Raw genomic sequence first — 25,480 nt, 5'->3', positions numbered from 1 at the left:
CCGTGTCCGACAGGCCCTGGGCCGTGTCCGACAGGCCCTAGACCAGTGCGGCGGCGCGGCGGCGGGATCCGCCCGGAGCCGCGTCGCCCGCCGCGATGCCGGTGCTGCGGTACGCCTTGACGGCTCTGCCGGCGGGGCGTCCGCCGTGTCGGTCCAGCCAGTCGACGCGCACCCACAGCAGCGCGTCGTCGGCGCGCTCGCGCCGGCCGAGCCAGGCGGCCTTGAGCCACAGCCCCGCCCCGCAGCCGGCGAGCAGCATGCCGCCGGCCGCGGGCACGGCGAACGCACTGCCCAGTGCGGCGAGGAAGGCCGGCAGCAGCCACCTGCGGTGGCCGCGCCGCCAGGCGCGGACGGTCACCGCCCGGTCCTGGAGCACGTCGTGCTTGCCCGCACGGACCGCGCCACGCCCCAGCTCCGTGAACCGACGGCGGCCGCGAACCGCCGTGACCGCCGCGGCCACGACGAACAACGCGGCTCCGGCCCACACCCCGATCCGCCGCCCGGTCAGGCCGGGCACCAGGACCCCGACCCCGGCCGCGAACACCCCGCACCACCACAACGGCGCGGCCCCGGCCCGTACGACGACGGCCACCCGAGCCAGCCCCTGCCCTCCGCGTGCCACGTCCGCCTCCTCGTCACTCCGGCTCCCTCTCGTGGCCGTTCAGCGTAGTCAGCGAACGTGAGACGAGTCTGAGAGGCGCGGGTCCCTACTCCACGAAGAGGCCGCGCGTCGCCGCCCGTGCGTCGAACTCCTCCAGCCGGGCCTGTGCGTCGGGCAGGTCGTCGCACATGGCCTCCAGCAGCACCCGCCCCAGCAGCATCGGCGCGCACGCCGTGTCGAAGGCGAGCCCGGTGCCGACGGCGGCCGGCAGCAGCAGGTCGGAGACCTTGGCGACCGGCGCGAACGCGGAGTCGGCGACCGTCACCACGCTCAGCCCGGCCTCCCTGGCGTAGGCGAGGGTGTCGACGACCTCCCGCGGGTGGCGGGGCAGCGCGAAGCAGAGCAGCGCGGAGGCGCCGGCCCGGACCGCGGCGTCGATCCGGTCGTGGATCATCGTGCCGCCCTCGTGCAGCAGCCGTACGTCGGGATGCACCTTGGCGGCGAAGTAGGCGAAGCCGTACGCCTGCGAGGCGGCGGCGCGCAGTCCGAGCACGGGCAGCGGCCGCGAGGCCGCGAGCAGCCTTCCCGCCTGCTGCACGGGCCGCGGATCGGCGAGCAGCTCGGCCAGGTGCCGCAGGTTCTCGATCTCGGCCTGGACGGCCTGCTGGTAGGCGTTGTACGAGGCGGAGCCCGGCGCCCGGTCGGCGGGAGCGACCTCGCGCAGGTGCTTGCGCAGGGCGGGATAGCCGTCGAAGCCGAGCGCGACCGCGAAGCGGGTCACGGACGGCTGGCTGACCCCGGCCAGCTCGGCCAGCTCCACGCTGGACAGGAACGGCACCTCGGCGGCGCGCCGCACCATGCTGTGCGCGATGCGCCGCTGGGTCGGCGTCAGCCGATGGCCTTCGAAGAGCACCTGCAGCCGGGCCGCCGGGCTGTCCGGCAACGCCGCACCCGGCACGCCCGCACCCTGCACGCGCTCACCCGGCCCCGGCCGCGACCCCGGCCCGGTCCCGGACGCCGGCCCCTTTCCGGGCCCCGCTCCTGCTCCCGCGTCCGTCTCCGCGCTCATGCCCGCTCCCCCTTCAGCCGTCCACGATCCGAGCCGTCGACGAGCTTATTCAGCTACCACGCACTCTGCATGACGTCATACAGCCAAGCAAGCAAGGCCCGAAGACCCCGAGACCCGCCCGGCGAACCAGACGGACCGGCCGCAGGCAGACGGACCAGCGGGTCGGACGGGGCAGAGGGCCAGACGGGGCAGGGGGCCAGACGGGCAAGGCGGGTCAGGCGGGGCGCTTCAGGCCCCAGGTCTGCAGGGCGTAGGGCCGCCCCTTCTCCTGCCCCTCGATCAGCGGGACGTCGAGCAGGCGGAAGCCCGCCCTGGTGGCGACGGAGACACTCGCGGCGTTCTCGGCCTCCAGCTCCAGGACCACCTGTGCCAGGTCCAGCTGCTCGAAGGCGTACGCGGCCATCACCCGCACCGACCGCACGGCCAGCCCCCGGCCGCGGTGCGCCGGGCCGACCGCGTAGCCGATCTCCGCGCCCTCGGGCGTGCGGCGCAGCATCACCTCGCCGAGGGGTGCGTGACCGTCGACGGTGACGGCGAGCAGGACGGTCGTGCCCTCCGCCCGCAGCCGCCGGGCCCGGTCCAGCCGCGCGCGGGCGGCCGCCGCGTCGAAGGGGGAGACGATCGGCGTCCAGTACGCGATGTCGGGGTGGTCGAACAGATCGGGCATCGCCGCCAGGTCCGCCTCCGTCCAGTCGCGCAGGACGAGGCCTTCCCCCACGAGCTCGATCCGGTCGGGAAAGGACGGCGTGCTGCTCATGGTGTAGGACCTCCCAGGCCTGTTCAGGACGGAGCAGCCTAACCGGGGACCGGCCCCCGGGTGCAGTCGTCTGTCGGCCGGATCCCGGCGGCGGCGGTCCCATGCCGCGGACGCGTCGCCCGGGGGGCGCGGGCGGGGCGACCCCGGCGGCCCCGACCCCGGAGAGGGGGGCTATCCCCAGTGCGACGGGCGGGCGCGCTCTCTAGCCTGGTGCCCATGACGGGACGGGAGACCATCATGGAAGCGCGGAACACGGACCTCAAGAAGGACCTGGAGGCCACCCTGCAGACTCGCAGGGAACTCGGCGAGGAGTACGAGTCCGCGCTGGTGGACTCGTTCCTGGAGAAGGTGGACCAGCGCATCGACGGCGCGGTGGAGCGCCGGGTGCGCCGGCAGTTCGCGGAGCAGCAGATGGCGGCGGCCCGCGACTCCCGCTCGTCGAAGGCGACGGACTCGTGGGGCGAGCGCTTCGGCTTCGGCATCGTCTCGCTGGTGCTGGCGGTCCCGCTGTCCGCGATCGGCGTGGGCACCGAGGGCCTGCCGGGCCTGATCGTCTCCTGGGTCGGCATCGTGGGCGTCAACGTGGTCCAGGCCGCCCGCAGCAACCCCGCTCTCTTCGTCGGCCGGCGCCGCTCCTCGAAGGACGGCGACTGGGAGGAGTGAGCGGCGCCACGAGGCGCCCTCGGGCGGAGGGCGTGCGGGGGAGGGCGTGAGGCGAAGGCCGTGCGCGGGGACGGCAGCGCGCGGGGAGAGCGACGGCGAAAGGGTGTGCGCGGGGACCGCCGCACCCCCGTTGCCGGGGGGCGGGACGACGGCGGTCCCCGCGAGGGACGCGGGCCGGGTCAGGCCGGTTGCCGCGTCCGTGGCGTCTGTGGAAGGTCCGGGAGCCGCTCCGGAGGTCCGTGACGCCGTTTTCGTGCCGGCGGGGGAGCCGCTCCCTGCCGACATCCACAAATATGCCGGACGCGTGTTAACCGGGTGCTGCGCGGACGTGACGCACGCGTACCACTTCTGCGAAGTCCACCACTTCGGTGGGAAAACGGAAGTTCAGCGCCCCGAGGGGCCGTTCACCGCAGGTTTCCCCGCCGTGACGGCCCCTGTCACGCAGACGTCACTTCCCGCCCTTGGCCAGGAAGGCCAGCAGGTCCTGGCGGCTGACGACTCCGGTGGGCTTGCCCTCGACGAGGACGATCGCCGCGTCGGCCGTGCCGAGCACGGACATCAGGTCGCCGACCGGCTCGCCTGAGCCGACCTGCGGCAGCGGCGCGGACATGTGCTTCTCCAGCGGGTCGCCGAGGGAGGCCCGCTGGGTGAACAGCGCGTCGAGCAGCTCCCGCTCCACGACCGACCCGACGACCTCGGCGGCCATGACGTCCGGGTGACCCGCGCCCGGCTTCACGATCGGCATCTGCGAGACGCCGTACTCGCGCAGCACCTCGATGGCCTCGCCGACGGTCTCGTCCGGGTGCATGTGGACGAGGGACGGGATCGCGCCGTGCACCTTGTCGTTGAGGACGTCGGCGACGCGGGCGCTGGGACCCTCGTCCTCGAGGAAGCCGTAGTCGGCCATCCACTCGTCGTTGAAGATCTTGCTGAGGTAGCCGCGGCCGCTGTCCGGCAGCAGCACGACCACGACGTCGTCCGGACCGAGGCGCTCGGCGACCCGCAGCGCGGCGACCACGGCCATCCCGCAGGAGCCGCCGACCAGCAGGCCCTCCTCCTTCGCGAGCCGCCGGGTCATCTGGAAGGAGTCCTTGTCGGACACCGCGACGATCTCGTCGGCGACGGTCCGGTCGTAGGCGGTCGGCCAGAAGTCCTCGCCGACGCCCTCGACGAGGTACGGCCGCCCGGACCCGCCGGAGTACACGGACCCCTCGGGGTCGGCGCCGACGACCTGGACCCGGCCCTCGCTGGCGTCCTTCAGGTAGCGGCCGGTGCCCGAGATGGTGCCGCCCGTGCCGACGCCCGCCACGAAGTGGGTGATCCGCCCCTCCGTCTGCTCCCACAGCTCGGGGCCGGTCGAGTGGTAGTGGGAGAGCGGGTTGTTCGCGTTGGAGTACTGGTCCGGCTTCCACGCGCCCGGCGTCTCACGCACCAGCCGGTCGGAGACGTTGTAGTAGGAGTCCGGGTGCTCGGGATCCACGGCGGTCGGGCAGACGACGACCTCGGCCCCGTAGGCCCGCAGCACGTTGATCTTGTCCGTCGACACCTTGTCGGGGCACACGAAGATGCAGTGATACCCCTTCTGCTGGGCCACGATGGCGAGCCCGACGCCGGTGTTGCCGCTGGTCGGCTCGACGATCGTGCCGCCGGGCTTCAGCTCCCCGCTCTGCTCGGCGGCCTCGATCATGCGCAGGGCGATGCGGTCCTTCACGGAGCCGCCCGGGTTGAAGTACTCCACCTTGGCCAGGACGGTCGCCCGGATGCCCTTGGTCACGCTGTTGAGCTTCACCAGCGGGGTGTTGCCGACGAGGCTGATCATCGAGTCGTGGAATTGCACCGTTGTCTCCGGTTGCTTGCAAAAACAGTGGTCGTAGTGGTTACGCCAGAGTACGGGTCGGGCTCTGACCTAAGCGGCATGTTCACACCTCGTCGAGATTGGGCGACCGGCCGTACGGGGCAAGGAGTGTGTGTACGGACACGAGGAGGTGGCGTCGAGGCATGACGAGCATGTCGAGGGCGAGAGTGGCCCGGCGCATCGCGGCCGGCGCGGCCTACGGCGGCGGCGGGATCGGGCTGGCCGGTGCGGCGGCGGCCGGACTGGTACTGGCCGAGATGCATCTGGCCCGACGCCAGGTGAGCAACGGCGCGCATCCGCACGTCCCCCAGGCGGACGGCCGCTACGGCGTCGCCTATGACGCACCCGGCCCCGGCAGGGAACCGCTGCGGCTGACGATGCTGGGCGACTCCACGGCGGCGGGTCAGGGCGTGCACCGCTCCGGTCAGACGCCGGGCGCCCTGCTGGCCTCCGGGCTCGCGGCGGTCGCCGAGCGTCCCGTGGAGCTGCGCAACGTGGCGCTGCCGGGGGCCCAGTCCGACGATCTCGACCGGCAGGTCGCCCTGGTCCTGTCGGACGCCGACGGGGCGCCCGACGTCTGCGTGATCATGATCGGGGCGAACGACGTGACCCACCGGATGCCTCCGACCCGCTCGGTGCGGCATCTGTCCGCGGCGGTGCGGCGGCTGCGCACGGCCGGCGCGGAGGTCGTCGTCGGCACCTGTCCCGACCTAGGCACCATCGAGCCGGTCCAGCAGCCCCTGCGCTGGCTGGCCCGCCGGGCCTCCCGCCAGCTGGCGGCGGCCCAGACGATCGGCACGGTCGAGCAGGGCGGCCGCACGGTGTCGCTGGGCGACCTCCTCGGCCCCGAGTTCGAGGCGAACCCGCGCGAGCTGTTCGGCCCCGACCACTACCACCCGTCGGCGGAGGGGTACGCGACGGCCGCGATGGCGGTCCTCCCCACGGTCTGCGCGGCCCTCGGCCTGTGGCCGGCCGACGAGGAACGCCCGGACGCCTCCCGCCACGAGGGCTTCCTGCCGGTCGCCCGTGCGGCTGCGGAAGCGGCCTCCGAGCCCGGCACCGAGGTGACGGCAGCGATGCCGACGGGCCCCCGGGGTCCCTGGGCCCTCCTGAAGCGCCGTCGCAGGCGGCGGGTGTCGGAATCGGAACCGACCTCCCCGACGAACGCCTGACCGCCGAGCAGGCATACCAGCCCGTCCGGGGCGCCCTCTGCGGAGCCGGGGCGGGGCGCTTCACCGGCAGCCCGCCCCACCAGCCCGTCAGCGATCGAGGACGAGGTCCCTTCAGGGCCGACAGGGGGTCCGGGGGCACAGCCCTCAGGTCGGCCCGGCAACCCGACCCGACCCGACCCGACCCGACCCGCCCGCACGATTCGCGCTCACCGCCGGAGGCAAAAGCAAGCGCTTAGTAAATTGCGGCCAGGGTCACACCACGACACCAGTGACCCAGCCCATACGTACGGGTAACTTCCCAGGAAGCCGTCCCCGTAAGAATCTCGCCAATGGAGCCGTGATGCCCGAAGCCGTCATCGTCTCGACCGCCCGCTCGCCCATCGGCCGCGCTTTCAAGGGCTCCCTGAAGGACCTGCGCCCGGACGACCTCACCGCCACGATCATCCAGGCGGCCCTCGCCAAGGTCCCCGAGCTCGACCCGAGGGACATCGACGACCTGATGCTCGGCTGCGGACTGCCCGGCGGCGAGCAGGGCAACAACCTCGGCCGGATCGTGGCCGTGCAGATGGGGATGGACCACCTTCCCGGCTGCACGATCACCCGCTACTGCTCCTCCTCCCTGCAGACGAGCCGGATGGCGCTGCACGCCATCAAGGCCGGCGAGGGCGACGTCTTCATCTCGGCGGGCGTCGAGATGGTCTCCCGGTTCGCGAAGGGCAACTCCGACAGCCTTCCGGACACCCGCAACCCGTTCTTCGCCGAGGCCGAGGCCCGCACCGCGGCCGTCGCGGCCCAGGAGGGCGCCACCTGGCACGACCCGCGCGAGGACGGCCTCGTCCCGGACGCCTACATCACCATGGGGCAGACCGCCGAGAACCTCGCCCGCCTGAAGGGCGTGACGCGCCAGGACATGGACGAGTTCGGCGTCCGCTCGCAGAACCTCGCCGAGGAAGCCCTCAAGAACGGCTTCTGGCAGCGCGAGATCACCCCGGTGACGCTCCCCGACGGCACGGTCGTCTCCCAGGACGACGGCCCGCGCGCCGGCGTCACCCTCGAGGGCGTCCAGGGCCTGAAGCCGGTCTTCCGCCCCGACGGACTGGTCACCGCAGGCAACTGCTGCCCGCTGAACGACGGCGCCGCCGCGGTCGTCGTGATGAGCGACACCAAGGCCCGCGAGCTCGGCCTCACCCCGCTCGCCCGCATCGTGTCGACCGGCGTCTCCGGCCTGTCCCCCGAGATCATGGGCCTCGGCCCGGTCGAGGCGAGCAACCAGGCCCTGCGCCGGGCCGGCCTCACCATCGACGACATCGACCTGGTCGAGATCAACGAGGCGTTCGCCGCCCAGGTGATCCCCTCCTACCGCGACCTGGGCATCGACCTCGACAAGGTGAACGTCAACGGCGGCGCCATCGCCGTCGGCCACCCCTTCGGCATGACGGGCGCCCGCATCACCGGCACGCTCATCAACTCCCTCCAGTTCCACGACAAGCAGTTCGGTCTGGAGACCATGTGCGTCGGCGGCGGCCAGGGCATGGCGATGGTCATCGAGCGCATCAGCTGACCCACCCCTGAGTGACCGCTTCGGCACCTGCTGTGACGAAATGGCCCGGAGTCCGGAAAGCACCCGGACTCCGGGCCGTTCTGTGATCCAATCTCCCCCAGGATGTGACCTATCTCCCTCCCCGGAGGGGTTCACCCAGCTCAGCGCCTTTCGGCAGTAAACCGGAGGACCAAAGTCCTGCCCGTTTCGTGACGTTACGCACTGACAGCTGGATAGTCCGCCCTTCAAGCTGATGTAGGAAGTCGGGGGTCGACTTGAAACCGGGAGTACGTCAGTGAGCGCCATGCCGATCGCCTTGCTGGTCACCACGGCCGCCACGGGCGCCGTGGGCGTCGCCGTCCTGCGCACCCTCATGCAGTTGCGCCGGCAGGTCGCCGCCCTGCACCTCCAGCTCGCCAGGAGCGCCGAGGACGCCGCAGCGGACCTGCGCGGCTTCGTCCCGGCCGCCCGCACCACCGCCGACGCGGCCGAGATACGCGCCGCCGTCGCCGACGCGCTCGCGGAGGAGCGGGAGCGGGAGCTCGCCGAGGCGCGTGCGTTCTGGGCCGCCCAGGAGGCGCGTGACGCCTCCGACGCCCCGTCGCTGCTGGGCCTGCCGGACAGCGAGCTGTTCCTGCCCCGCCAGGCCGACCTGCTGGGTCTGGAGCCGTCGGAGCCGGTGGGCGAGCCGGCCGCGGACGCCGACGAGTTCGCCGGGGAGCTGGCCGGGGAAATGGCCGGGGAGTCCCCCGAACTGGCCGCGGCCCGCCGCCGGCACCCGTCCCACCCGGACTTCGTGCCGGTGCAGTCACCCGTCGTGAACGACCACGAGCGCACGGTCGCCGCCCTCGAGGAGCTCGCCTCGTCGCAGATCGAGCTGACCGACGTCCGGCCGGGCCCGCTCGGCACTCTCGACGTCTACGTCTTCGCCGACGGCACCACGCTCTGCATGACCCCGGGTCACCGCGAGACGGCCGAACGGCTCTCCGCGGCCCTGACCGCGGGCCAGACACCGTTCCTGCTGGGCGGGTCGGGCATCTCGGGCGCCTACACCCTGACGTTCCAGTGCGGCGGGGACAACGTCTACATCCTGGCGGACCGCGTCATAGCGAGCCTCTGAGCGTCCCGCGGGTCCCGGGCGTCACACGCCCGCCCGCTTCTGCGCCTGCGCCACCAACTCCACAGCCTCGTCGACCTGGCCCTCGTCCGTGAGTACGAGGGCCAGGTCGTGCACGGCGACGGTGATCTGGTCGGCGGCGGCGAACATGCCGGCGTCGGGCATCTCCCGCAGGGGTGTTCCGGGCTCCTCGATGAGCTGGGTCCGCCGGGCCAACTCCCTGGCCAGGGCCAGCGCCTCGGCGGCCGCGCCTCGCTGCAGCCGGCTCTGCGGGGCGGCGCGCAGACGATCGGCGAAGTGATCCACCGCACGGGTCAGGGACGTCGTATCAGCCACGCCGCGAGACTACGCGTCGCAGCGGGACTGTTGCCAACGGGCGAACAGTCAGGCACGGTGACCTGAGGACCGGCTTACATCCCCTTTGCTACCGGAGGCGCCGATGTCCCATGTCCTCTCCGAGGAGACCCACCGCAACATTCTCGCCCGCATCCCCCATTGCACCGGTCGTGAAGTCGCCGACTGGCTGCGCACCGTCGACGAAGGCCCCGCCCTCCGCTTCGAGGAGAAGGTCAGCTGGCTGCGCGCCGAGCACGACCTCGCGTACGGCCACGCCAAGGCGATCATCCACGAGTACGACCTGAGGAGGGCCGCGCGCAAACTGCTCTAGCGCGCACGCGACACGGCGAAGGGGCCCGGGATCGATGATCCCGGGGCCCTTCTCGCTGTCGTGCGCCGGCGCTCGCGCGCCGCCGCCCGGCGGCTCCTCGCTCAGTCGCTGTTGAGGATGGACAGGAGTCGCAGGAACTCCATGTAGATCCACACCAGCGTCATCGTGAGGCCGAAGGCGGCCAGCCAGGCCTCCTCGCGCGGAGCGCCGTAGGCCACGCCGTCCTCGACCTGCTTGAAGTCCAGGGCCAGGAAGCAGGCGCCGAGGATGATGCCGATGATGCCGAACACGATGCCGAGGCCGCCGCTGCGGAAGCCGAGGCCGTCACCGCCGCCGAAGACGGCGAACAGCAGGTTCACCATCATCAGCAGGACGAAACCGATCGCGGCGGCCATCACGAAGCCGTAGAAGCGACGGTTGACGCGGATCCAGCCGGCCTTGTAGGCCACGAGCACGCCCGCGAAGACCGCCATGGTGCCGAGCACCGCCTGGGCGACGACGCCGTCCGCGATGTAGGTCGAGACCGCGCTGGAGATCACGCCGAGGAAGACGCCCTCGAAGGCGGCGTACGACAGGATCAGCGCGGGCGACGGGCGCCGCTTGAACGACTGGACCAGCGCGAGCACCATCGCGACCAGGCCTGCGCCGATGGCGATGCCGTACGACTTGCCGATGTTGGCGTCGTCGACGGGCAGCAGGAGCCACGACAGGATCGCCGTGACGACCACGGTGCCGAGCGTGGTCGCGGTGCGCGCGACGACGTCGTCCATCGTCATCCGGCCGGTGGCGGCCGGGGCCTGCGGCGGGGCGCCGTGCTGCTGGGCGTAAGGGTTCTGCGCGTAGGGGTTGCCGGCCGGCTGGGCGTACGGGTTGCCCTGCTGCGTGCCGACTGCGGGTCCCCCGGCCTGCGGCGCGGCGTTGAAGCCCGCGTAGCCGTTGTCGCGGCTGAACCCCCGTCGCGAGAAGACCGGGTTTCTGCTCCTCATTGCACTCCTCCGTGGCCGCACTGCGCGGCCTTGAGCTCAAGGGTAATGGGTAGGCAAAGGATTGACCCTAGTGCTTGGGGAGGATCTTTCCCTCTTGTTGCTGCGCAACACGCTACGTGGCGCCGTGATTCCCGGCACGGAAGGTTCCCGATCATGACCAAGCCGCGACATGTCCGGTACCGCACGGAGACCGGACGGGCCGCGGCGTTCGGTCATTCGAACGAGAAGCCGGTGTATCCCTCGGCGAGATCGGTCTCGGCGGCCCGGGAGGAGGCGAGCCGCTCGAGGCGGGCGAGCTGCAGACGGCTCTCGAAGGGGTCCGCGCCCGGGGCGGGGTGCAGCAGGGTCGTCATGTCGTAGGAGAACCGCTCGGCCTGCCACACGCGCCGCAGACAGGTCGCGGAGTAGGCGTCCAGGAGCGCGGACGATCCCGTCTCCCGCCGGTGGCCCAGCGCCCGCGCGAAGGTGACGACGTCCCCCACCGCCAGGTTCAGCCCCTTCGCCCCGGTGGGCGGCACGATGTGGGCCGCGTCGCCGGCGAGGAAGAGCCGGCCGTGTCGCATGGGCTCGTGGACGTACGAGCGCATCGGGGTGACCGACTTCTGTGTGATAGGGCCGCGCTCCAGCCGCCAGCCGTCGTCAGTGGCGAACCGCCGCTCCAGCTCGTCCCAGATCTCCCCGTCGCTCCACGACCCGGCGTCCGTGCCCTCGGGCACCTGGAGGTAGAGACGGGAGACGGACGGGGAGCGCATGGACAGCAGCGCGAACCCGCGGTCGTGGCGGGCGTAGACCAGCTCGTCGTGGGAGGGCGGCACATCGGCGAGGACGCCGAGCCAGCCGAAGGGGTAGGACCGTTCGAAGGTGCGGCTCAGTTCGGCCGGGACGGCCCTGCGGGCGACGCCCCAGAAGCCGTCGCAGCCGACGACGTAGTCGCACTCCAGGACGTCCTCGACGCCCTGGTGGCGAAAGCGGACACGGGGGTGGTCGGTGTCGGCGTCCTCCACGGCCAGGGCCTCCGCCTCGAACAGCAGCGGGCCGCCCTCCTTCAGCTGGAGGGCGATGAGGTCCTTGCACACCTCGGTCTGGGCGTAGACGGTCACCGACCTGCCGCCGGTGAGCGCGGGGAAGTCGACGCGATGGCGTCGGCGGTCGAACCGCAGCTCTATGCCGTCGTGCCGCAGGCCCTCGCGGTCCATGCGCTCCCCGGCGCCCGCCGCCCGCAGGACGTCCACCGTGCCCTGCTCCAGGATTCCGGCGCGCTGCCGCTGCTCGACGTAGGCGCGGTCACGGCTCTCCAGCACGACCGAGTCGACGCCTGCGTTGTGCAGCAGACGGGCGAGGAGGAGGCCGGCGGGGCCGGCGCCGACGATGCCGACGGTCGTGCGCATCGGGCGTTTCCCTTCGAGGACGGGACGGGACGGGTCGGGACGGGTCGGGTTGTTCGTGCAGTGAAATTTTCTTCACTCAATGATCCGGGTCCGAGTCTGCTCCCTGGCTCTGCGGGTGTCAACGGTGGAGGGGTTCCCGGCTCACGGCGGACGGGAGCGCCGGCCCGATCCGGAGGACGGGCGGTCGCGCGAGGAAAGGAGACGGAACGCACATCGGGGACCGAACACGCATCAGGGGCCGTCCGGCCTTGACCGGCGACCCCTTTCGCAACCCACCGTCTCCGAACGTCACACACGGTGACCGCGGAAGTGCCCAGAGCCGGACTTGAACCGGCACGCCCACGAAGGGGCAGCGAGGTTTAAGCTCGCCGTGTCTGCATTCCACCATCTGGGCAGGCCCAAGGCTCCGCTGGAGCTTCCGACCCTATCGGGATCCGTCCCCCGAACAGCGGACGAGCAGACCTCATGTTGTCTTATTTTATTGACGTCTGAGGGTGCATCAGTACATGGCACCGGCCATCAGCACTTGCCAGTAGCCTGGCGCGCGGAAACCGCTTGCGTATGCGGAATGACGGAATTTCACCGTCCGGACGAGGTTGCTCCACCGGTTCTTGACACTTCTTCGGGCCGGACCGTCCCCCTGGCCGCCTCCCGCGACCGCCCTTCGAAGCCGACTCCGAAGGCCGTCTCGGGGCCGTCTCGGGGCCGCCTCATGAGACCGCTCCTCAGGGGCCCGGGTCATCCCCAGGTATGACATCGCGGCCCCCGGTCCATCCGGAGTCTGCCCTCAGAACCGGAACAGCGGCTGACTACACGGCGGCAGGCGGGCGCGAGCATGGTTTCAGTCCCCGGAACCATCCACCGTCCCGTCAGGAGCCCGTTTCCCGTGACCACCAGCCCCCTCGCCGAGCGGACCACCGCCGTGGCCGCGCGCGCCACGGACCTGTCGAAGATCTACGGACAGGGCGAGACCCAGGTGGTCGCCCTGGACCGGGTGTCGGTCGACTTCCGGCAGGCCGAGTTCACCGCGATCATGGGGCCGTCCGGCTCCGGCAAGTCCACCCTGATGCACTGTGTGGCCGGTCTCGACACCTTCTCCTCCGGCTCCGTGCGCATCGGCGACACCGAGCTCGGCTCGCTGAAGGACAAGCAGCTCACCAAGCTCCGCCGGGACAAGATCGGGTTCATCTTCCAGGCGTTCAACCTGCTGCCGACGCTGACGGCACGCGAGAACATCACGCTCCCCATGGACATCGCGGGCCGCAAGCCGGACAACGAGTGGCTGGAAAAGGTCATCGCCATGGTCGGCCTCGCCGACCGGCTCGGCCACCGGCCCTCGCAGCTCTCCGGCGGTCAGCAGCAGCGGGTCGCCGTCGCCCGCGCCCTGGCCTCGCGGCCCGAGATCATCTTCGGTGACGAGCCGACCGGCAACCTCGACTCGCGCTCGGGCGCCGAGGTGCTGGGCTTCCTGCGCAACTCCGTGCGGGAGCTGGGGCAGACCGTGGTGATGGTGACCCACGACCCGGTGGCCGCGGCCTACGCGGACCGGGTCGTCTTCCTCGCGGACGGACGGATCGTCGACGAGGTGCACGGCCCGACCGCCGAGTCGGTGCTCGACCGTATGAAGCGCTTCGACGCCAAGGGCCGCACCAGCTGATCCCGGACCGGGACCGACCGCTCGCCGACGAGCAGGACTGAGAAGACAACACCCATGTTCCGTACCGCCTTGCGCAACGTGCTCGCGCACAAGGCCCGGCTCCTGATGACCGTACTCGCCGTGATGCTCGGCGTGGCCTTCGTGTCGGGGACCCTGGTCTTCACCAACACCCTGTCCAACGCTCTCCAGAACAGCTCCGCCAAGGGCTTCGACCAGGTCGACGTCGCCGTCACCGCCGAGTCCCAGCCGGACGTCGGCGACCGCATCGTCAAGACGCCCGAGCTGACCCAGGCCCTGCTGGAGCAGAGCGCGAAGGTCCCGGGCGCGGCCTCCGCGATCGGCGTCGTCAACGGCTTCACCGCCATCGCCGACAAGGACGGAAAGCTCGTCGGCGGCGGCTTCCAGTCGCAGGGCGGCAACTACTGGGGCGAGAAGGACGCCCGCTACCCGCTCGTCTCCGGGCACGCCCCGAGCGGCAGGGACGAGGTCCTCATCGACTCGCGGACCGCCGAGCGGGCCGGGTACGAGGTCGGTGACACGGTGCGGATCTCCGTGGACGGCCCCGTCCTCACCCCGAAGATCGTCGGCGTCTTCACCACCGACGACGGCAACGTCGCCGCCGGCGGCAGCCTCGCCCTGTTCGACACCGCGAGCGCGCAGACGCTGTTCGGCAAGCCGGGCACGTACGACGAGATCGACGTCAAGGCGGCCGCCGGGACCTCGCAGAGCGCGCTGAAGTCCGCACTCGACGCCGCCCTGCCCGAGGGCCAGGTCGAGACCACCACCGGCCGTCGGCTGGCGGACGACCAGGCCGAGGCGATCTCCGCGTCGATGAGCGGAATGAAGCAGGGCCTGCTGGTCTTCGCCGGCATCGCGCTGTTCGTCGGCACCTTCATCATCGCCAACACCTTCACCATGCTGGTCGCCCAGCGCACCAAGGAACTCGCGCTCATGCGGGCCGTCGGCGCCTCCCGCCGGCAGGTCACCCGGTCCGTGCTGATCGAGGCGTTCGTGGTCGGCACGGTCGCCGGGGTGAGCGGGCTGGTCGCCGGCATCGGCATCGGCGCCGGCCTGCGTTCGCTGCTCGGGACGCTGGGGGCGACCGTCCCCGACGGCCCGCTCGTCGTCTCGCCCGGCACGGTCGCCACCGCCATGGTCGTCGGCGTCGTCATCACCATGGTGGCGGCCTGGCTGCCCGGGCGCCGGGCCGCGAAGATCCCGCCGGTCGCCGCGATGAGCAGCGTGCACGCCGCCGCGACCGCCAAGTCGCTGGTGCTGCGCAACACGCTGGGCGCGCTGTTCTCGGCGGCGGGCGTCGCCGTCGTCCTCGCCGCGACGACGATGGACGGCTCCGACGGCCAGGCTCCCATGGGCCTCGGCGCGGTCCTGCTGATCATCGGCGTCTTCATCCTCACCCCGCTGCTGTCCCGCCCGCTGATCGCGGCCTCCGCGCCGGTCCTGCGGATCTTCGGGGTGTCCGGGAAGCTGGCCCGGCAGAACTCGGTGCGCAACCCGCGACGCACGGCGGCCACCGCCTCCGCGCTGATGATCGGCCTGACCCTGATCACCGGCATGACGGTGATGGCGGGCAGCCTGCAGAAGTCCATCGACAAGATGGCGTCCTCCGCGATCAAGGCGGACTACGTCGTGTCGATGGCCAACGGCAACGAGCTCTCCCCGGACGTCGACGCCAAGCTGAAGGCCGTCGACGGGGTGACCGCCACCAGCCCGATGCGCAACGCGCCCGGCCGCATCGACGGCAACACCGAGTACCTCACCGGCGTCACCGGCTCCGCCTTCGGCGAGCTGACCGATCTGCCGATGGACAACGGCGCCTTCACGGTGGCCGGCTCGCAGGTCGCCGTCGACGCGGACACCGCGAAGTCCTACGGCTGGAAGGCCGGTTCGGCCTTCACGGTGCACTACGAGGACGGCAAAAGCCAGCGGCTGACGGTCTCCGGGGTGTACGAGAGCAACGAGCTGATCCGGGGCATCCTCCTCGACAACTCCGCGCTGACCCCGCACGTCGAGGACCCGTCCGACATGCAGGTCATGGTCAAGACGTCCGACGGCGTCTCGGACGGCACGAAGGACCGGCTGGAGAAGGCCCTCGGCTCCAACCCGGCCATCAAGGTCCAGAGCAAGCAGGACCTCTCCGACGAGATCGCGAAGATGTTCACGCTGCTGCTGAACATGCTCTACGGGCTGCTCGCGATGGCCGTGATCGTCGCGGTGCTCGGCGTCGTCAACACCCTCGCGATGTCCGTCTTCGAGCGCTCCCAGGAGATCGGCATGCTGCGGGCGATCGGCCTGGACCGGCGGTCGGTCAAGCGGATGGTCCGGCTGGAGTCGCTGGTGATCTCGCTGTTCGGCGGGGTGCTCGGCATCGGCCTCGGCGTGTTCTTCGGCTGGGCGGCGGGCGAACTGCTCGGCACGAAGATGGCCACCTACGAACTCGTCGTGCCCTGGGGGCGGATGGCGGTATTCCTGGCGCTCGCGGCGGCGGTGGGCATCCTGGCGGCGCTCTGGCCGGCCCGGCGGGCGTCCCGCCTGAACATGCTGACGGCGATCAAGTCCGAGTAGGGGCGGCAGCGGTCGGGCCCGGCGTCGTCCCCACGGCGCCGGGCCCTTCTGTCGTTCCGTCAGTTCCAGGTGCGGGCGCGCAGCGGCAGCCCGGAGTCCCCGGACTCGGGTGTCCGGACGGCCAGGACCTGGTTGACGCCGATGCGGTTGCGTTCGAAGGCGACCGCGGAGGCGGCCATGTAGAGCCGCCAGACGCGGGCGCGGCCGGGCCCGGCCAGGAGGACAGCCCGGTCCCAGCCGTCCTCCAGACGGGCCACCCAGCGGCGCAGGGTGAGGGCGTAGTGCTCGCGGATCGACTCGACGTCGCGGACCTCGAAGCCCGCCCGCTCGAGTCGGGCGACGGTGGTGCCGACGGGGGCGAGTTCGCCGTCCGGGAAGACGTAGGCGTCGATGAAGGCGTCCACGTCGTAGGACGACTCGTCGCGCTGCGGACGGCGGGCGATCTGGTGGTTGAGCAGCCGGCCGCCCGGCCGCAGCAGCGCGTGCAGGGCGCGCGCGTACGCGAGGTAGCTGTCGGAGCCGACGTGTTCCGCCATGCCGATGGAGGAGACGGCGTCGAACGGGCCGTCGGCGACGTCCCGGTAGTCCTGGACGCGGATGTCGACCCTGTCGGTGAGGCCCTCGTGGGCGACGCGCTTGCGGGCGTAGGCCGCCTGCTCCTGGGAGAGGGTGATCCCGACGACGTGCACGCCGTGCTCACGGGCGGCGTGGACCGCCATCGAGCCCCAGCCGCAGCCGACGTCCAGCAGCCGCTGACCGGGGGTCAGGGCGAGCTTGCGGCAGACGAGTTCGAGCTTGTCGCGCTGGGCGTCCTCGAGGGCGCCGTCCGCGGTCTCCCAGTAGGCGCACGAGTACACCATGGACGGGCCGAGGACCAGTTCGTAGAACCCGTTGCCGACGTCGTAGTGATGGCTGACGGCGCGTCTGTCGGATCGCCGGCTGTGCAGGTGCCGGGCTCTGCGGACCTCCTCGCGGGGCGGGGCGGGCGGCAGCGGGGGTCCGGCGAGTTTCAGCAGCCCGCGGACGGCCGCACGGAAGCGGGGGTCGCGCAGGGCCTGGGACAGGGTGCGGGCGTCCTCGCCGCGCTCCCAGACGAGGCCGGCGAGCAGATCCACCGCGGTGTACAGGTCGCCCTCGATGTCCAGGTCGCCGGCCACCCAGCCGCGGGCGAGGCCCAGCTCGCCGGGCTTGAAGAGAAGACGGCGCAGGGCTCTGCGGTGGTGCGCGACGAGCACGGGGGCGCCGGGCGGGCCCGCCTGCGAACCGTCCCAGGCGCGGACGCGCAGCGGGAACGGAGCCCCCAGCAACTGTTCGACGAGCCCATGGAGCCGCGGCGCGGCGTCAGCCATGATGCACACCTCCGTGACGGTGATCCCGGAATGTCCTGTCACCACGTAAACACGCCGGGATGCGCGGGCCAGTCCCGCGCGGCCGTCACGACCGGGCAAAATACGTGCGCATGCCATGCGGCGGGGCGGTCGCCGCACGCCGAAGGGGCCGTCCGCACCACGGATGGCGGACGGCCCCTTCGGGGTGTTCAGTGACCGCGGGCGTCAGGCCCGAGGTCGGGTGACCTGAGGGTCAGGAGGCGTTGGCCTTCTCGTTCTCGGTCTTCGCGGCAGCCGGCTTCGCGGCGACCGGGGCCGGCTTGGCGGCCTCGTAGAACTCCTCGCGCGGGGACTCCAGCGCACCCAGCGCCACGACCTCGCGCTTGAGGAACATGCCGAGGGTCCAGTCGGCGAAGACGCGGATCTTGCGGTTCCACGTCGGCATCGCCATACCGTGGTAGCCACGGTGCATGTACCAGGCGAGACGGCCCTTGAGCTTGATCTTCACCTTGCCCATGACGATCATCGCGACGCCCTTGTGGAGGCCGAGACCCGCCACCGCGCCCTTGTTGGAGTGCGCGTACTCCTTCTGCGGGAAGCCCCGCATACCGGAGATCACGTTGTCGCCCAGGACCTTGGCCTGGCGCAGCGCGTGCTGCGCGTTCGGCGGGCACCAGGCGTTCTCGACGCCGGCCTTGCGGGCGGCGACGTCGGGCACCTGGGCGTTGTCGCCGGCGGCCCAGATGTAGTCGGTGCCCTGCACCTGGAGGGTGGCGGCGGTGTCGACGTGGCCGCGGGGGCCGAGCGGGAGGCCGTAGCGACCGAGGACCGGGTTCGGCTTGACGCCGGCCGTCCACACGATCGTGTTGGAGTCGACCTCGAGGCCGTTCTTCAGCACGACGTGGCCGTCGACGCAGGAGTCCATGGAGGTGGAGAGGTAGATCTCCACGCCCCGGCTCTCCAGGTGGGCCTTGCCGTACTGGCCGAGCTTCGGACCGACCTCGGGCAGGATCTTGTCCGCGGCGTCCACGAGGATGAAGCGCATGTCCTCGCGGGACACGGTCTTGTAGTAATTGGCCGCGTCCCGGGCCAGGTCCTCGACCTCACCGATGGTCTCCGCACCGGCGAAGCCGCCGCCGATGAAGACGAAGGTGAGCGCCTTGCGGCGGATCTCCTCGTCGGTCGTGGAGTCGGCCTTGTCCAGCTGCTCGAGGACGTGGTTGCGCAGGCCGATGGCCTCCTCGACGCCCTTCATGCCGATGCCCTGTTCGGCGAGGCCGGGGATCGGGAAGGTGCGGGAGACCGCGCCGAGCGCGATCACCAGGTAGTCGAAGGGCAGCTCGTACGCCTCGCCCACGAGCGGGGCGATCGTGGCGACCTTGCGGTCCTGGTCGATGGTGGTGACCCGGCCGGTGAGCACCTCCGCCTTGGGCAGCACGCGTCGCAGCGGGACGACGACATGCCGCGGGGAGATGTTGCCGGCGGCGGTTTCGGGGAGGAAGGGCTGGTAGGTCATGTACGACCGGGGGTCGACGACCGTGACGGTCGCCTCGCCGTAGCGCATCTTCTTGAGGATGCGCCGAGCTGCGTACAGGCCTACGTACCCACCGCCTACTACGAGGATCCTGGGACGCTCCGTGGTGCTCATGCCATCGAGTATCCACCTGGTTCAGGGGGGTCGCTCGTGCGCCCCTTCACAAGCTTCCCGAGGGTGTGTGCTATCCTCCGCGCCCCGCGTGATCCACATCATGGCGGGGAACGGGAACCAGCGTGTAGGGCATGGCGTTGTCAATGCCGCGTGAGCTGCCTCTCCGGCTCACGGAGGCCTCCGTGAGCACCCCGCGAGCCGCCGCGCGAGACACCCGCGAGACGTCCGCGTCCGCCTCTTTTGAACACGTTCACACGGGGGTCGGGGCCTCGGAAGGGTCAACCGGGACACGATCGTCCTCCGACAGGGCCGAATTCCTTGTGAAGAACTTCACGAACTTTCCCGGCGGGGTGTCGCGAGAACGCGCCGAAGGGGCCCCGAAGGGCCCCCAGGGCTGCTCATCCGCGCGTCCTGCCTGCTCAGCAGAGTGCACCGACACCCTCGGACGAGGGCTACGCGACCGACCACGCGATGCCGTCGAGGATGTCGTGCTCGCTCACGACGACCTCCCGCGCACCCGTCCGCTCCATGATCGCCAGCAACACCAGCGCGCCCGCCCCGATCACGTCCACCCGGCCCGGATGCATCGCGCCGATCGCCGCCCGCTCGGCGTGCGTGGAGCGCAGCAGCCGCTCGGTGATCGCGCGGACCTCGTCGTGCGAGACGCGAGAGTGGTGGATGGCCGCGGAGTCGTACTCCGGCAGCCCCTGGGCGATCGCCGAGACCGTGGTGACCGAGCCGGCCAGGCCGACCAGGGTGTGCGCCTCGCGCAGCGGGACCGTCCGCTCGGCGAGGTCGAGGGCGGCCTCGATGTCGGCGCGCATCGCCGCGACCTGCTCCTCGGACGGCGGGTCGGTGACCTTCCCGTCCACGACCAGATGCCGCTCGGTCATCCGCACGCAGCCGACGTCGACCGAGCGGGCGGCGCGCACCCGGTCGTCGCCGACGACGAACTCCGTCGAGCCGCCGCCGATGTCCACCACCAGGTAGGGCCGGGCCAGGTCGTCGCGGCCGGTGAGCTCCTTCGTGGCCCCCGTGAAGGAGAACTCGGCCTCCTGGTCGCCGGTGATGACCTCGGGCTCGACGCCCAGGATGTCCAGCACCCCGCGCACGAACTCCTCCCGGTTCTCGGCGTCCCGGGAGGCGGACGTCGCGACGAACCGCAGCCGCTGCGCGCCGAGTTCCTTGACGGCGGCCGCGTACTCCCGGCAGGCGGCGAACGTGCGCTCCAGCGCCTCGGGCGCGAGCCGGCCGGTGCGGTCGACGCCCTGGCCGAGCCGGACGATCGTCATCCGGCGGTCCAGGTCGACGAGTTCGCCGGTCTCGGGGTCCGCGTCGGCGACCAGCAGCCGGATGGAGTTCGTACCGCAGTCGACGGCGGCGACCCGGGTCACGGGGCGTCCCCCTCGACCGGCTGGGGAAGGGTCACACAGGTGCCCTTGCGCCACCACTCGGGGAGCATCTCCAGCGCCTCGTCGCCGAGCGGGTTCACGCCCGGGCCCGCGGCCAGCGAGTGGGCCACCAGGACGTGCAGGCACTTCACGCGGTCCGGCATGCCGCCCGCGCTGGGGAAGTTCCTGAGCTCCTCGATCTCGTCCCGCCGCCGGACGTAGTCCTCGTGCGCGGCCCGGTAGGCGGCGGCGAGCTCGGGGTCGGACTGCAGCCGCTCCGTCATCTCCTTCATCACGCCGTTCGCCTCCAGCGTGCCGATCGCCGAGTTGGCCTTCGGGCACGTCAAGTAGTACAGCGTCGGGAAGGGAGTGCCGTCGGGCAGGCGCGGGGCCGTCTCGACGACGTCCGGCTGACCGCACGGGCAGCGGTGCGCGATCGCGCGCAGGCCGCGCGGCGGGCGTCCGAGCTGCTGCTTGAAGGCCTCGACGTCCGCGTCGGTGGGCTCGGTGCGCGAAGTGGTCGGCGGGGGCGTCTGCATGCCTGTCTTTCCATCGGTCAGTCGGTCGGTCAGTGGTCGGAGGCGTCGGACTTGTCGACCCCGTCCCAGACATTGGAGTACCAGGGGCGGTCGGCCGCCCCGAGGTCGGCACGCGACTGCCTGGCGACGTCCGGGTCGACCACGATGTAACCGGTCTCCCCCGGCAGCACGTAGTGCAGCCGCAGCCGGATCTGCTGCTCCGCGTACGCGTCGTCCTGCCAGCGCGCCTTGAGGTCGCGCAGCTGCTCGACGCGCTCGCCGGCCTGCTGCTTCTCGCGCTCCAGGTCGGCGATCTCGGCGCGCTGGGAGACGTACTGGCGCATCGGATAGGCCAGGGCCACGATCAGCGTGCACAGGACGAGTGCCAGCAGGGCCGCTCGGCCGGTGAGGCGGGAGCGGCGGGCCTGGCGCTTGGTCTGCGAACGGTACACGCGGGCCGCGGTCTGCTCGCCGAGCAGCTTGATCCTGGTCGCGGTGGAGAAACGGTCCCGGTCCTTCACGGCCATGTGCTGCGCCTCCCGTCTCCCACGTGCGTACGTCCCCGCACACGGTACGGGACCGAGTACGGGGACGTTCGTGCGACTGGCTAGGCCTTACCCCGGGTGGGGTCAGCCGTTGCTGCGCTCAGTGGTTCGCGGAGCGGAACCGCGGGAAGGCGGAGCGGCCGGCGTACACCGCGGCGTCGTCGAGGATCTCCTCGATGCGCAGCAGCTGGTTGTACTTGGCGACGCGGTCCGAGCGGGCCGGGGCGCCGGTCTTGATCTGACCGCAGTTCACCGCGACGGCGAGGTCGGCGATGGTGACGTCCTCGGTCTCGCCGGAGCGGTGGGACATCATGCACTTGAAGCCGTTGCGCTGGGCCATCTCGACGGCGTCCAGGGTCTCGGTCAGCGAACCGATCTGGTTGACCTTGACGAGCAGGGCGTTGGCGGAGCCCTCCTCGATGCCGCGGGCCAGACGCTCCGGGTTGGTGACGAAGAGGTCGTCGCCGACGATCTGGACCTTGTCGCCCAGCTTGTCGGTGATGACCTTCCAGCCCGCCCAGTCGTCCTCGTACAGCGGGTCCTCGATGGAGACGAGCGGGTACGCGGAGACGAGCTCCTCGTAGTACTCGGTCATCTCGGCGGCCGAGCGGGACTTGCCCTCGAACTCGTACTTGCCGTCCTTGTAGAACTCGGACGCGGCGACGTCGAGCGCGAGCGCGATCTGCTCGCCGGGGACGTAACCGGCCTGCTGGATGGCCTCGATGATGAGGTCGAGCGCGGCGCGGTTGGACTCCAGGTTCGGGGCGAAGCCGCCCTCGTCGCCGAGGCCGGTGGACAGGCCCTTGGTCTTCAGCACCTTCTTGAGGGTGTGGTAGACCTCGGCGCCCCAGCGCAGCGCCTCGGAGAAGGACTCCGCGCCGATCGGGGCGATCATGAACTCCTGGATGTCCACGTTGGAGTCGGCGTGCGAGCCGCCGTTCAGGATGTTCATCATCGGAACGGGCAGCAGGTGCGCGTTCGGGCCGCCCAGGTAGCGGAAGAGCGGCAGGTCGCTGGCCTCGGAGGCGGCGTGCGCCACGGCGAGCGAGACGCCGAGGATCGCGTTGGCGCCGAGGGAGCCCTTGTTGTCCGTGGCGTCCAGGTCGAACATGGCCTGGTCGATCAGGCGCTGCTCGGTGGCGTCGTAACCGACGAGCTCCGGGCCGATCTGCTCGATGACGGCGAGGACTGCCTTCTCGACGCCCTTGCCGTGGTAGCGGTTCGGGTCACCGTCGCGCAGCTCGATGGCCTCGAAGGCGCCCGTGGAGGCGCCGGACGGGACGGCGGCACGACCCGTGCTGCCGTCGTCGAGGCCGACCTCGACCTCGACGGTGGGGTTGCCTCGCGAGTCGAGGATTTCCCGGGCTACGACGACGTCGATGGACGGCACGAGCATCTCCTTCATGGGATGTGACGCTGAAAGTGCGCGGCGCGTGGCCTTGCGCCTAGAGCCTAACCGTCTCCGGAGCGTCGGCCACCGACCGACCGTCCCGTGGACGGACTGACCGTACACATTGTTCCTGTCCGGAACAAAGCGGCGAGGAGAAGCGGCCGAAAAGACCGGGCGGACAGCACGTGGACCAAAGGGACGGCGGCCGGACGGACGACTGCCGGAAGGGCGCGAGAACGGCGACCGGAACGCCGCGAGCGCGGGGCCCGGAAGGGCGCAAGAGAAAACCCCGTCCCGGTGCGTACGGGGGAACACGCACCGGGACGGGGGGCCCGTGGGGACGGGGGGACCCTCACGAGGTCCTCGGAGTGCCGACCTTCACCAGGAGGGCACTGTGGCTTCGCCGGAAGACGGCTGTCACTTCAGGTGCAGCTGCTGACCCGGGTAGATGAGGTCGGCGTCCTGGACGATGTCCTTGTTGAGCTGGAACAGCTTCTGCCAGCCGCCCTTGACCTTGTGCTTCTCGGCGATGGTGCTGAGGGTGTCGCCCTTGACGACCTTGTACTCGCCGTCGCCCTTCTTGACCTTCTTGCCGGTCGGGGTGGTGACCGTCTTGGACTTCTTGGCGGCCGCCGGACGGTCGGTGGAGCGGGAGCTGCTCTTCTGCTCGGTCGAGCGGGAGCTGCTGCCGCTGTCCGACGAGCCGGAGTTCGACGAGCCGGAGTTCGACGAGCCGGCGCTGCTGCCGTTGTAGGCGGCGCCGGACAGGCCCTTGCCGCAGACCGGCCAGGCGCCCTTGCCCTGGCCCGCGAGGACCTTCTCGCCGATGGCTATCTGCTGGGCCTTGGAGGCCTGGTTGGCCTGCGAGGCGTACTGCGTGCCGCCGTACGCGGCCCACGTGGAGGACGAGAACTGCAGGCCGCCGTAGTAGCCGTTGCCGGTGTTGATGGACCAGTCGCCGCCGGACTCGCACTGGGCGACCGCGTCCCACTCGGAGGCGGTCGCGGCGGAGGCGTTGCCGGCCGCCATCAGCGGGGCGGCGATGGCGACGCCGGTGACACCGGCGAGAGCGGCGGCGCGGGTGGCCTTGGACGGACGACGGTGCTTGCCCTTACCGGAAAACAGCATGGTGGATCCCCTCACCGACGCCTGCGAGGTGAGCTGTCGGGTTCGGGCCGTGTGAGTTGCCCGGTCACTCCTCCGCCGGAGACTTCCGCTCCGTGGGAGGGGTGACTTCACCCCAAGCCGCTCCGGCAACTTCCCGGTGCGGCACTTACCTTGGGTCCCCCGCTCCTGCCTACGGCGCTTGACGCGACGACTGTTCCCGGGCTGCCGCTGGCAGGATTCGGCGTTGCGACGGCCGGGGCTCGGGTTGCCGAGCGGTCACGACCGTAGACACGCGATCCGCGGAATTTCAAAGACGATCAGGGCTTCTGAGACTCATCCCACACTTTCGCCAAATCGGACATTCGGCGCGAAGCGTGACGTGAACTACCGCTGTTTTTCTTGGGCTTTGCGCCCTATTGGACCCCTGTGTCGAGGGTCTGACCGGGGGCGATGTCGCTCGGGTCGGCGCCGATGAGGTCCCTGTTCTCGGCGTAGAGGGCACGCCATCCGCCGTGGAGGCCAAGGGAGTCGGCGATGGAGGCGAGGGAGTCGCCCTCCTGGACGACATAGGCGGCCGCGGCATGCCGGCCCGCCGAGGCGGTGGACGCGCCGCCCGCTTCGGTGTCGGCACTCTTGGCCGCCGGCTCGTCGGCCGTGACGCCGCGATGACGGCCGGAGCCGAGGGAGCCGGTGTCGACGAGGTTCCAGGAACCCACATCCTGGCCCGACTTGTCCGAGTCGTCCGCTTCCGGGGTCCCCGTGGACGAACCGTCGGCCGCCTGCGGGTCGCCCTGACCGCCGGCATCGCCGGGGTCGCCCGTGACGGCAGAGGGGGACGAAGGCGACGAAGGTGACGCCGAGGGTGAACTCGAGGAATCACCGGACGAGTCGGATGAGTCAGACGAGTCGGACGATCCCGCTGAACCGGTCGAACCGCTGGAACCGGTCGAACCGGCGCCGGAATCCGACGAGCCCGAGGAGCCCGACAGCCCCCTGGACAGGTCGGACAAACCCGAGGAGCCGGACGATCCTGACGAATCGCCCGCCACGCCGGTGTCCACGGTCAGCGCGCCGTTCTCCTTGGTGAGCCCGGAGGTCAGCCCGCAGGTGCCCCACGCGCCGACGCCCTTGGCCGCGAGCACCTTCTGCGCCACGGCGATCTGCTGGTTGCGGCTGGCCAGGTCGGGGCTCGCCGCGTAGTCGAGCCCGCCGTAGGCGCTCCAGTCCTGCTGGGTGAGGCTGAGGCCGCCGGACTCGCCGTCGCCGCCGTCGGCACTCCACGAGCCCCCGGTCTCGCACTGCGCCACCTTGTCCCACACCGTGCCGTCCGCAGCGCTCGCGCCGGAGGCGGCGAGCAACGGGATGGCGATGGCGGAGCCGGTCACCCCGGCCGCGACGAGCAGCGCGGGGGCCTGGCGGGGGCGACGGTGACGACCGTTCCCGGAGAGCATGCGAGGGGCCTTTCTCTGGACAGCAGTGCCGGCGCGGGCGAGTGAGC

Annotated in this window: 22 protein-coding genes, 1 tRNA gene and 1 riboswitch; of the genes, 7 read left to right on the top strand and 16 right to left on the bottom strand. The window is 71.3% G+C overall.

Features of this window, described 5'->3' with window-relative positions:
• Positions 1-37: 37 nt before the first annotated feature.
• The 3 genes from ACN6LD_RS11280 to ACN6LD_RS11270 all read right to left on the bottom strand — a co-directional run bounded on the left by ACN6LD_RS11280 (position 38) and on the right by ACN6LD_RS11270 (position 2,427).
• Positions 38-622, bottom strand: coding sequence for a hypothetical protein (locus ACN6LD_RS11280; RefSeq protein WP_445043044.1), 585 nt, complete (start codon positions 620-622; stop codon positions 38-40).
• An 85-nt stretch (positions 623-707) separates the two neighbouring features.
• A complete protein-coding gene (locus tag ACN6LD_RS11275; protein ID WP_319190727.1) occupies positions 708-1,670 on the bottom strand; it encodes a MurR/RpiR family transcriptional regulator in 963 nt (320 codons plus the stop codon).
• 214 nt (positions 1,671-1,884) lie between these two features.
• Complete coding sequence (locus ACN6LD_RS11270) at positions 1,885-2,427, bottom strand: GNAT family N-acetyltransferase (RefSeq protein WP_319190729.1); 543 nt, start codon at positions 2,425-2,427, stop codon at positions 1,885-1,887.
• A 237-nt stretch (positions 2,428-2,664) separates the two neighbouring features.
• On the opposite strand from ACN6LD_RS11270, the gene ACN6LD_RS11265 reads away from it, so the two are divergent.
• Positions 2,665-3,090, top strand: coding sequence for a hypothetical protein (locus tag ACN6LD_RS11265; protein WP_415924885.1), 426 nt, complete (start codon positions 2,665-2,667; stop codon positions 3,088-3,090).
• A gap of 448 nt (positions 3,091-3,538) precedes the next feature.
• Here ACN6LD_RS11265 and ACN6LD_RS11260 read toward each other — a convergent pair whose 3' ends face one another.
• Positions 3,539-4,927, bottom strand: coding sequence for a cystathionine beta-synthase (locus ACN6LD_RS11260; protein WP_057578588.1), 1,389 nt, complete (start codon positions 4,925-4,927; stop codon positions 3,539-3,541).
• Between the two features lie 161 nt (positions 4,928-5,088).
• On the opposite strand from ACN6LD_RS11260, the gene ACN6LD_RS11255 reads away from it, so the two are divergent.
• The 3 genes from ACN6LD_RS11255 to ACN6LD_RS11245 all read left to right on the top strand — a co-directional run bounded on the left by ACN6LD_RS11255 (position 5,089) and on the right by ACN6LD_RS11245 (position 8,777).
• Positions 5,089-6,117 (top strand): SGNH/GDSL hydrolase family protein, encoded by a 1,029-nt coding sequence (locus ACN6LD_RS11255; protein WP_319190733.1) that lies wholly within the window; start codon positions 5,089-5,091, stop codon positions 6,115-6,117.
• A gap of 340 nt (positions 6,118-6,457) precedes the next feature.
• A complete protein-coding gene (locus ACN6LD_RS11250) occupies positions 6,458-7,678 on the top strand; it encodes an acetyl-CoA C-acetyltransferase (protein ID WP_445043043.1) in 1,221 nt (406 codons plus the stop codon).
• Positions 7,679-7,961: 283 nt separating this feature from the next.
• Positions 7,962-8,777 carry a hypothetical protein gene (locus ACN6LD_RS11245; protein ID WP_445043071.1) on the top strand — a complete coding sequence of 272 codons (816 nt, stop codon included), beginning with the start codon at positions 7,962-7,964 and terminating at the stop codon, positions 8,775-8,777.
• Positions 8,778-8,798: 21 nt separating this feature from the next.
• On the opposite strand, the gene ACN6LD_RS11240 is transcribed toward ACN6LD_RS11245, so the two are convergent.
• Positions 8,799-9,110 (bottom strand): hypothetical protein, encoded by a 312-nt coding sequence (locus tag ACN6LD_RS11240; RefSeq protein WP_319190738.1) that lies wholly within the window; start codon positions 9,108-9,110, stop codon positions 8,799-8,801.
• Between the two features lie 103 nt (positions 9,111-9,213).
• Between ACN6LD_RS11240 and ACN6LD_RS11235 the strand changes: the two genes are divergently transcribed.
• On the top strand, positions 9,214-9,441 hold the full coding sequence (locus ACN6LD_RS11235; RefSeq protein ID WP_314224892.1) for a DUF4287 domain-containing protein: 228 nt from the start codon (positions 9,214-9,216) through the stop codon (positions 9,439-9,441).
• Between the two features lie 101 nt (positions 9,442-9,542).
• Here ACN6LD_RS11235 and ACN6LD_RS11230 read toward each other — a convergent pair whose 3' ends face one another.
• From ACN6LD_RS11230 to ACN6LD_RS11220, 3 genes are all read right to left on the bottom strand, one after another.
• A complete protein-coding gene (locus ACN6LD_RS11230) occupies positions 9,543-10,427 on the bottom strand; it encodes a Bax inhibitor-1/YccA family protein (protein WP_057578599.1) in 885 nt (294 codons plus the stop codon).
• Between the two features lie 212 nt (positions 10,428-10,639).
• A complete protein-coding gene (locus ACN6LD_RS11225) occupies positions 10,640-11,815 on the bottom strand; it encodes a 4-hydroxybenzoate 3-monooxygenase (protein WP_445043042.1) in 1,176 nt (391 codons plus the stop codon).
• A gap of 310 nt (positions 11,816-12,125) precedes the next feature.
• Positions 12,126-12,209: transfer RNA gene (locus ACN6LD_RS11220), tRNA-Leu, on the bottom strand.
• Between the two features lie 492 nt (positions 12,210-12,701).
• Here ACN6LD_RS11220 and ACN6LD_RS11215 point away from each other — a divergent pair.
• Both ACN6LD_RS11215 and ACN6LD_RS11210 read left to right on the top strand, forming a co-directional pair.
• A complete protein-coding gene (locus ACN6LD_RS11215; RefSeq protein WP_319190743.1) occupies positions 12,702-13,472 on the top strand; it encodes an ABC transporter ATP-binding protein in 771 nt (256 codons plus the stop codon).
• A gap of 54 nt (positions 13,473-13,526) precedes the next feature.
• Complete coding sequence (locus ACN6LD_RS11210) at positions 13,527-16,055, top strand: ABC transporter permease (RefSeq protein WP_445043041.1); 2,529 nt, start codon at positions 13,527-13,529, stop codon at positions 16,053-16,055.
• Positions 16,056-16,114: 59 nt separating this feature from the next.
• Here ACN6LD_RS11210 and ACN6LD_RS11205 read toward each other — a convergent pair whose 3' ends face one another.
• The 8 genes from ACN6LD_RS11205 to ACN6LD_RS11170 form a co-directional block, all read right to left on the bottom strand.
• Positions 16,115-17,404: a class I SAM-dependent methyltransferase gene (locus ACN6LD_RS11205; RefSeq protein ID WP_445043040.1), complete on the bottom strand. Its 1,290-nt coding sequence runs from the start codon at positions 17,402-17,404 to the stop codon at positions 16,115-16,117.
• 232 nt (positions 17,405-17,636) lie between these two features.
• Positions 17,637-19,031, bottom strand: a complete 1,395-nt coding sequence (locus ACN6LD_RS11200) for an NAD(P)/FAD-dependent oxidoreductase (protein ID WP_445043039.1) — start codon at positions 19,029-19,031, stop codon at positions 17,637-17,639.
• A 452-nt stretch (positions 19,032-19,483) separates the two neighbouring features.
• Positions 19,484-20,425: a Ppx/GppA phosphatase family protein gene (locus ACN6LD_RS11195; RefSeq protein WP_445043038.1), complete on the bottom strand. Its 942-nt coding sequence runs from the start codon at positions 20,423-20,425 to the stop codon at positions 19,484-19,486.
• Positions 20,422-20,961, bottom strand: coding sequence for a DUF501 domain-containing protein (locus ACN6LD_RS11190; RefSeq protein ID WP_445043037.1), 540 nt, complete (start codon positions 20,959-20,961; stop codon positions 20,422-20,424). Before ACN6LD_RS11190 ends, ACN6LD_RS11195 begins: the two co-directional genes overlap by 4 nt.
• Before the next feature lie 29 nt (positions 20,962-20,990).
• Complete coding sequence (locus ACN6LD_RS11185) at positions 20,991-21,467, bottom strand: FtsB family cell division protein (RefSeq protein ID WP_266721306.1); 477 nt, start codon at positions 21,465-21,467, stop codon at positions 20,991-20,993.
• Positions 21,468-21,585: 118 nt separating this feature from the next.
• Complete coding sequence (gene eno / locus ACN6LD_RS11180; RefSeq protein ID WP_319190767.1) at positions 21,586-22,881, bottom strand: phosphopyruvate hydratase; 1,296 nt, start codon at positions 22,879-22,881, stop codon at positions 21,586-21,588.
• Between the two features lie 411 nt (positions 22,882-23,292).
• On the bottom strand, positions 23,293-24,003 hold the full coding sequence (locus ACN6LD_RS11175) for a LysM peptidoglycan-binding domain-containing protein (RefSeq protein WP_057578622.1): 711 nt from the start codon (positions 24,001-24,003) through the stop codon (positions 23,293-23,295).
• 3 nt (positions 24,004-24,006) lie between these two features.
• A riboswitch (cyclic di-AMP (ydaO/yuaA leader) is annotated at positions 24,007-24,190 on the bottom strand.
• Positions 24,191-24,395: 205 nt separating this feature from the next.
• Positions 24,396-25,433: a LysM peptidoglycan-binding domain-containing protein gene (locus ACN6LD_RS11170; RefSeq protein ID WP_445043036.1), complete on the bottom strand. Its 1,038-nt coding sequence runs from the start codon at positions 25,431-25,433 to the stop codon at positions 24,396-24,398.
• Positions 25,434-25,480 lie beyond the last annotated feature (47 nt).

The organism is Streptomyces sp. SAS_272, assembly GCF_052543235.1.
The sequence above is the reverse complement of the archived record's forward strand: the minus strand, read 5'-3'. Positions and strand labels throughout refer to the sequence as shown.

What these genes read in the sequence shown, in the direction of transcription:
- ACN6LD_RS11275 (WP_319190727.1), bottom strand. Translation starts at nt 1,670, where the DNA reads ATGAGCGCGGAGACGGACGCGGGAGCAGGAGCGGGGCCCGGAAAGGGG.
- ACN6LD_RS11270 (WP_319190729.1), bottom strand. Translation starts at nt 2,427, where the DNA reads ATGAGCAGCACGCCGTCCTTTCCCGACCGGATCGAGCTCGTGGGGGAA.
- ACN6LD_RS11265 (WP_415924885.1), top strand. Translation starts at nt 2,665, where the DNA reads ATGGAAGCGCGGAACACGGACCTCAAGAAGGACCTGGAGGCCACCCTG.
- ACN6LD_RS11255 (WP_319190733.1), top strand. Translation starts at nt 5,089, where the DNA reads ATGACGAGCATGTCGAGGGCGAGAGTGGCCCGGCGCATCGCGGCCGGC.
- ACN6LD_RS11250 (WP_445043043.1), top strand. Translation starts at nt 6,458, where the DNA reads ATGCCCGAAGCCGTCATCGTCTCGACCGCCCGCTCGCCCATCGGCCGC.
- ACN6LD_RS11245 (WP_445043071.1), top strand. Translation starts at nt 7,962, where the DNA reads ATGCCGATCGCCTTGCTGGTCACCACGGCCGCCACGGGCGCCGTGGGC.
- ACN6LD_RS11235 (WP_314224892.1), top strand. Translation starts at nt 9,214, where the DNA reads ATGTCCCATGTCCTCTCCGAGGAGACCCACCGCAACATTCTCGCCCGC.
- ACN6LD_RS11230 (WP_057578599.1), bottom strand. Translation starts at nt 10,427, where the DNA reads ATGAGGAGCAGAAACCCGGTCTTCTCGCGACGGGGGTTCAGCCGCGAC.
- ACN6LD_RS11225 (WP_445043042.1), bottom strand. Translation starts at nt 11,815, where the DNA reads ATGCGCACGACCGTCGGCATCGTCGGCGCCGGCCCCGCCGGCCTCCTC.
- ACN6LD_RS11210 (WP_445043041.1), top strand. Translation starts at nt 13,527, where the DNA reads ATGTTCCGTACCGCCTTGCGCAACGTGCTCGCGCACAAGGCCCGGCTC.
- ACN6LD_RS11205 (WP_445043040.1), bottom strand. Translation starts at nt 17,404, where the DNA reads ATGGCTGACGCCGCGCCGCGGCTCCATGGGCTCGTCGAACAGTTGCTG.
- ACN6LD_RS11200 (WP_445043039.1), bottom strand. Translation starts at nt 19,031, where the DNA reads ATGAGCACCACGGAGCGTCCCAGGATCCTCGTAGTAGGCGGTGGGTAC.
- ACN6LD_RS11190 (WP_445043037.1), bottom strand. Translation starts at nt 20,961, where the DNA reads ATGCAGACGCCCCCGCCGACCACTTCGCGCACCGAGCCCACCGACGCG.
- ACN6LD_RS11185 (WP_266721306.1), bottom strand. Translation starts at nt 21,467, where the DNA reads ATGGCCGTGAAGGACCGGGACCGTTTCTCCACCGCGACCAGGATCAAG.
- eno (WP_319190767.1), bottom strand. Translation starts at nt 22,881, where the DNA reads ATGCTCGTGCCGTCCATCGACGTCGTCGTAGCCCGGGAAATCCTCGAC.
- ACN6LD_RS11175 (WP_057578622.1), bottom strand. Translation starts at nt 24,003, where the DNA reads ATGCTGTTTTCCGGTAAGGGCAAGCACCGTCGTCCGTCCAAGGCCACC.
- ACN6LD_RS11170 (WP_445043036.1), bottom strand. Translation starts at nt 25,433, where the DNA reads ATGCTCTCCGGGAACGGTCGTCACCGTCGCCCCCGCCAGGCCCCCGCG.